This window comes from Testudinibacter crocodili (assembly GCF_006228025.1).
Lineage (GTDB): Bacteria > Pseudomonadota > Gammaproteobacteria > Enterobacterales > Pasteurellaceae > Chelonobacter.
In genome coordinates, this window is the sequence record NZ_VDHF01000127.1 from 1 (window position 1) to 5,579 (window position 5,579).

Consider the following 5,579-nt stretch of genomic DNA (forward strand, 5'->3'; position numbering starts at 1 on the left):
TAACGCAGTAGTGGCGAAAAATAGCCATAGTCCAGAGGATTGTGTTTAAAATGAGCACACTCGTCGTTGTAATCCTTATCAATAGTCCCGCTATTTATTTCGGCTTACGCCTAGATTGTGCTCATTTTAAACGACAACTCAAAATATAAACAAACATCAACAAACCCTAACATAAAATAAAGTTCAGGCGCAAAGTTTAAAATTCTCCCCTTGCTTTTGCAACAGTTAATCATCAATCTGCCACATTAATCCGCCAAATCAAGCAATTTATTTCAAAATACGCTGCAACTGCTCTGCTTGTTGCTGATCAATTTTCGCCAGTTTTTGCAATGCGATGTCTTTTCGTGTTTGATCGTGGGCTTGATGAGCACAAAGTGCGGTATTTTCATAAGTTTGTGCCAAACGGTAATAATCAGGGCTGGCAAGTGCGGTTTCAAAATGGTAAAAAGCATCGCTAAATCGACCCTGTTGACATAGAAATGCGCCATAATTGTTGTGGGCATCGCCCTGCTTGGAGTCTTTTTGCAGTGCAATTTGATAATAATTTTCTGCTTGGTTGAGGTTGCCGATTAACTGGTAGTAATGTGCCGACACCAGATACGGCAAATAGTAATCCGGACTGTGTTGCAGTGCCTTGTCCAAGCTCTGTTTTGCCGCTTCATACTGATGCTGCTGCAAATAGCCCAATGCAACCTGCACTCGTGCATATGCCGCTCGCTGACTTTCGCTGTTTTGCGGCGGTGTGGCACAGCCGCCTAACCAAAGTGCGCTCATCAGGGATAAAAATGTCATTTTCTTCGCTACATTTTGTTTAAAACTGCTCATGTTTTCTCCCTTGATGATTGTTTTTGATGATAGTCAGCTAAGCCTGTTTAATTGAAATTGCCTCGCCAAACGCTTTTTTATTCATGGCCTGCTTCATTGTGCGCTTAGTGCGGTCAATCACCTCACCCGCCAATTGTCCGCATGCAGCATCAATATCATCACCACGGGTTTTGCGCACAATTACGGTTAAACCATATTCCATCAGCACTTTTTGGAAACGGTCAATCCGAGTGTTGGAGCTCTTGCTATACGGCGCTTCCGGGAACGGATTCCACGGAATCAAATTCACTTTGCACGGAATATTTTCCAGCACCTTCGCCAATTGATGCGCATGTTCCGTGCCGTCATTAACATGATCGAGCATCACATATTCAATCGTCACTTTGCCGTGGTTAGCTTTTGAACTGGCTAAATAACGGCTGACTGAATCCATCAACATTTTTATATTGTATTTTTTGTTAATCGGCACGATCTCATCGCGCAATTCATCGTTCGGTGCGTGCAAAGACACTGCTAGTGCCACGTCGATCATTTCCGGTAATTTATCCAATGCGGGTACCACACCCGAAGTGGACAACGTCACACGGCGTTTGGATAGACCATAACCAAAATCGTCCAACATTATTTCCATTGCCGGGATCACATTGCTGACATTCAACAACGGTTCGCCCATGCCCATCATCACCACGTTGGTAATCGGGCGTTCACCGGTCACGCCAAAATTCCCGATAATTTTAGAAGCGCGCCACACCTGCCCGATAATTTCCGACACGGTTAAATTGCGGTTAAAGCCCTGTTGCGCAGTGGAACAAAAAGTGCATGCCAAAGCACAGCCCACTTGCGACGACACACACAAAGTGGCACGATCATTTTCTGGAATATACACCGTTTCGACCTGTTGATCGCCGACTTGCATCGCCCATTTGATGGTGCCGTCGGCGGAGCGCTGTTCTTCCGACACCTCTGGCGCACGAATTTCCGCCACCGCCTTGAGTTTTTCACGCAACACTTTGTTAATATTGGTCATATTATCAAAGTTATCTTCGCCGAAGTGGTAAATCCACTTCATCAGTTGATCGGCACGGAATGGCTTTTCGCCCAGTCCTTGCAAAAATTCGCGCAATGCTTTGCGATTTAGATCCAGTAAATTAGTTTTGTTTGTCATGATGATTCACGCCTCGTTATTACACATTACGGCTCGTCGGCAGGATACCGAAAAGGTGCTATTTAAGAAGTCGGCGATTTTACTGGCTTCATGCAAATTAATCTAGTTTTTTTAGGCGAATTTTGCTAGTAACCGCTCTTTTTTTCTCGATCCGGATCGCAAAACTGAATCGCCATCGTATGGTTGATTAAAAAGATGGTGTTCAACCATAAATTCGCTTAAACTTTCGGCTAAGCCTTGAAATTAACATTTTGATAACCATTTTAGTTTAGTGTTAAGATCTGTTGATGTTTGTTTATTCTATAGGAGTGTTTTGATTATGATGCGAATTATTCTGTTCTTGTTGACCAACATGGCAGTGTTGTTTGTTTTTAATATTATTTTGACCCTGACCGGCATTCAAGCGCAAGATGCCACTGGATTATTAATTCTTGCTGCCCTGTTTGGCTTTGGCGGCTCCTTGGTTTCGCTGTTTATGTCAAAATCGATGGCAAAAAGAGCGGTCGGCGCACAAGTGATCACCCAACCACGCAACGAACAAGAACAATGGCTGCTCTACACCGTGCAAGCGCAGGCGCGCAAAGCGGGTTTACCGATGCCGGAAGTGGCTATTTATCACTCAGCCGATGTGAACGCGTTTGCAACCGGTGCCAGTAAAAAGAATTCATTGGTTGCGGTCAGCACCGGTTTATTGAATAGCATGACCCGTGACGAAGCAGAAGCCGTACTGGCGCATGAGGTCAGCCATATCGCCAATGGCGACATGGTCACGATGACCTTATTACAAGGCGTATTAAATACCTTTGTGATTTTCGTCTCACGCATGATTGCGAAAGTCGTTGCCAGCAACCGTGATGGTGAAACCAGCAGCGGTATGTACTTTATGGTGGCGATGGTGTTGGAAGTGGTGTTTGGTTTTCTTGCCAGTATTATTGCGATGTGGTTCTCCCGTTACCGTGAATTTCACGCCGACGCAGGTTCAGCTGAATTAGTCGGTAAACAAAAAATGATTGCCGCCTTAAAACGGCTACAAAGCTTGCATGAACCGCAACAATTGGAAGGCGAACTGGCGGCATTTGCAATTAACGGCAAACGTGGCAACGCCTTGGCGGCACTGTTTATGAGTCATCCACCTTTAGAAAAACGGATTGAAGCGCTGCAAAAACTGAATTAAGATAACCGCACTTTGTGCATACTTATTGATTGAGGGGCTGATTTCAGCCCTTTTTTGCTGCTTTAACTTTCACTTTTTAGCGATATTTGGACATTAATGATGGAACATGACTACCACGCTCTGATCAACATCTTCAACCGCTGTTTTTATGCCGACTATAATACAAAACTAGAAAAAGGCGGCGACGAACCGATTTATCTGCCCGCCGATGCAAACCGCACTTACCACTCCATTCAATTTGCCCACGGTTACTACAGCAGTGCTCTGCATGAAATTGCCCACTGGTTGGTTGCCGGGCGCAATCGTTGGCATTTGGAGGATTTTGGATATTGGTACGAACCGGACGGCAGAAGCGAAGAACAACAACGGTTATTTGAAACCGTTGAAGTGAAACCACAAGCGATTGAATGGATTCTTTCCACAGCTGCCGGCAAACGTTTTTTCGCCAGTGCCGACAACCTCAACGGAGAAGCCGGCGACAGCCGACCGTTTAAACGTGCGGTTTACGCTCAAGTTTGCCATTATGCCGAAAACGGATTGCCAAAGCGCGCTGAAACCCTACGCCAAGCATTGTGCCAATTTTACGGCACTGAAAACCGAATTGATTTATCCTACTTTGATCCGGACAAAATCTAAAAATAAAGGCGGGGATAAACCCGCCTTATTTGCTGATAAATGACATCGTCACCTGTTACTGTTTTTCGTTGACTTTTTCGTTGACTAAAGTCTTGCCGTTCAATTCACCGGTTAAACTGTGCAAGAAATCAACCATATCACTGACATCTTGCTGTGGCAATGTTACCCCGCTTTGATATTTCAGCATCATTTCCACCGCTTGTTGCAGATTCTCGGCTTTGGCATCATGGAAATATGGACCGGTTAACGCAATATTTCTCAAGCTCGGTACTTTAAAACGGTGTTTATCGCGCGGATCCTGAGTTTGAGAGAAACGACCATTATCATCTGCCGTCAGCGGTGTGCCACGATCAGCAAAATAATTGGCTTTAGTGCCCATCAATTCATAAGAGTTCCCGCCCATATTGATACCACTGTGGCAGGTGTCACATTTATACTGCTGAAACAGCGCATAGCCGTGCTGCTGACTGGCGGTCAGGGCGCTTGCATCGCCTTTTAAATAGCGGTCAAATGGGCTGTTTGGTGTAATCAAGGTTTTTTCAAACTCAGCGATTGCATTGGTAATATTGTCGCCACTGAAACCATCCGGATAGACTTGTAAAAATGCCGATTTTAATTCAGTATCTTGCTCTAATTTAGCAATGATTTCCGCCCAATCTTTTGAGCCCATTTCGACTGGATTAAATGGAGGACCGCCGGCTTGATCCGCCAGTGTTGCTGCCCGACCATCCCAGAACTGTACAAAGTTAAAGGCAGCATTGTACACCGTTGGTGCATTGATGCCGCCCTTTTGTCCGTGAATCCCGGTGGATGTAGCCAGATTATCGACCCCACCGCTATTTAAACCATGGCAGCTTGCACAAGATACTGTGTCATCGCCGGAAAGTGCGGTGCTGTGGAATAACAGATTTCCCAAAGCGACTTTAGCAGGATCGGTTTTAAGGCTATCTGGAATCGGTTGAATAAAGCGATCTGCTGAAACGCCCTGGGTATTGCTCGGTAACAAATGATCTTTACGCTGTTGGCGAATCCAGTCTAATAACACTTTCTGTTCTTCTGCATTCAATGACGAACCCCAGTGCAGATGCACAAACGATTTAGTCGGCATTTCATCATTAATCACTACCCTCTCCAATTTAGCCAGTGCGGTGGCGGAAATTTGCTGCGGATTATCCAGATGATCGACAATTTCACTCAACAGAAAATGATCCAGTGCTTTGTTGATATCGTTTTGCATCACACTATTAATCACCGGTAGATTAATATAGAAAGGCACTTCAGCATTTGGGCTATGGCAATATTGACATTGGTTATCATATAACACTCTTTCTACCAATTTTGCAGCAGGATCTTTAACCGCACTTTGTGCTAGCAGCTTCTCTTTTTGTTGATTATCGAAATGATTGATATATGCCACTGTTGCCAAAAAGCCAGCAACACCAAGACCAACGAGCGATAAGACCAGTTTTTTATTCATAAAATAGCACTCCTCACAGGGTAAAATAATGAAACTACAACTTAGGAGGTAGTTTCCCTTATTTGCATCATGGTTTTATTGATTAATATCAATAATTTTAATTTGTAAAACCTATTGTTTTAATAGTTATAATTTTTGTGTGGATTTAGTGTTATAATTTTGCAATATCATATTGTATGATTTATATACAAGCCTATCACTTTTCCTAAAATTGTAGGGACTATCATGCCATTTAAATTAAATCCACTTTCTGCGCTTATCATCACCTGCTTTATTCCGGCTTACACTGTCGCTTCAGTCGT

General features: G+C 44.0%; 5 protein-coding genes. 2 read left to right on the forward strand and 3 right to left on the reverse strand.

The window, feature by feature from the left end; all coding sequences use genetic code 11:
- Positions 1 to 267: 267 nt before the first annotated feature.
- Both pilW and rlmN read right to left on the reverse strand, forming a co-directional pair.
- Positions 268 to 825 carry a type IV pilus biogenesis/stability protein PilW gene (pilW, locus tag FHQ23_RS11500; protein WP_267963706.1) on the reverse strand — a complete coding sequence of 186 codons (558 nt, stop codon included), beginning with the start codon at positions 823 to 825 and terminating at the stop codon, positions 268 to 270.
- 37 nt (positions 826 to 862) lie between these two features.
- Entirely contained in the window at positions 863 to 1,990 is a 1,128-nt protein-coding gene (rlmN, locus tag FHQ23_RS11505) for a dual-specificity RNA methyltransferase RlmN (RefSeq protein ID WP_139614447.1), read from the reverse strand.
- A 319-nt stretch (positions 1,991 to 2,309) separates the two neighbouring features.
- Between rlmN and htpX the strand changes: the two genes are divergently transcribed.
- A complete protein-coding gene (htpX, locus tag FHQ23_RS11510; protein ID WP_139614448.1) occupies positions 2,310 to 3,164 on the forward strand; it encodes a protease HtpX in 855 nt (284 codons plus the stop codon).
- 99 nt (positions 3,165 to 3,263) lie between these two features.
- Positions 3,264 to 3,800 carry an elongation factor P hydroxylase gene (locus FHQ23_RS11515; RefSeq protein WP_139614451.1) on the forward strand — a complete coding sequence of 179 codons (537 nt, stop codon included), beginning with the start codon at positions 3,264 to 3,266 and terminating at the stop codon, positions 3,798 to 3,800.
- Between the two features lie 55 nt (positions 3,801 to 3,855).
- Here the strand turns inward: FHQ23_RS11515 and FHQ23_RS11520 are convergent, their stop codons facing one another.
- Positions 3,856 to 5,277: a cytochrome-c peroxidase gene (locus FHQ23_RS11520; protein ID WP_139614449.1), complete on the reverse strand. Its 1,422-nt coding sequence runs from the start codon at positions 5,275 to 5,277 to the stop codon at positions 3,856 to 3,858.
- Positions 5,278 to 5,579: the final 302 nt, after the last annotated feature.

What these genes read in the sequence shown, in the direction of transcription:
- pilW (WP_267963706.1), bottom strand. Translation starts at nt 825, where the DNA reads ATGAGCAGTTTTAAACAAAATGTAGCGAAGAAAATGACATTTTTATCC.
- rlmN (WP_139614447.1), bottom strand. Translation starts at nt 1,990, where the DNA reads ATGACAAACAAAACTAATTTACTGGATCTAAATCGCAAAGCATTGCGC.
- htpX (WP_139614448.1), top strand. Translation starts at nt 2,310, where the DNA reads ATGATGCGAATTATTCTGTTCTTGTTGACCAACATGGCAGTGTTGTTT.
- FHQ23_RS11515 (WP_139614451.1), top strand. Translation starts at nt 3,264, where the DNA reads ATGGAACATGACTACCACGCTCTGATCAACATCTTCAACCGCTGTTTT.
- FHQ23_RS11520 (WP_139614449.1), bottom strand. Translation starts at nt 5,277, where the DNA reads ATGAATAAAAAACTGGTCTTATCGCTCGTTGGTCTTGGTGTTGCTGGC.